We start from the raw sequence: 399 nt of genomic DNA, 5'->3' as shown, positions 1-399 counted from the left end.
CACACAAGTTCAACGCGGAACAGCAACGGGCCTTTATGGAAGCCTACGGGAAACTGAAGCAGGAAGCCGGAGACCAAGAGCCCATCCTGTTCATTGATGGCGTCCATCCCACGCAGGGGACGAAACTGGCTTATGGCTGGATGCGCAAAGGCCAGAAAACCACAGTGAAAACCACGGGAAGTCGTACCCGTCTGAACCTGATGGGTGCCCTGAATCTGGCCGATATCAGTAAAACGGTGGTACGCGAGTATGGCCGTATCGACAGTTATCATATCGCCGAGTTTTTCATTGCCCTGCGTGAAACCTATCCGGTCAGTCAGAAGGTTCATATTATCCTTGACGGAGCCGGTTACCATCGGAGTGAGCTGGTGAAAGACTGGGCTTATGTGATGAATATCG

1 protein-coding gene is annotated in these 399 nt (G+C 52.4%); it reads left to right on the top strand.

What is annotated here, in order from left to right; translation table 11 throughout:
* On the top strand, window positions 1-399 hold a 399-nt coding region (locus CKY02_RS23245; protein WP_146747500.1), incomplete at both ends, for a transposase.

It is taken from the genome of Photorhabdus bodei (genome assembly GCF_003287735.1).
Classification (GTDB): domain Bacteria; phylum Pseudomonadota; class Gammaproteobacteria; order Enterobacterales; family Enterobacteriaceae; genus Photorhabdus; species Photorhabdus kayaii.
Note: the sequence above shows the minus strand (reverse complement) of the source record. Positions and strands in the feature narration are given on the sequence as shown.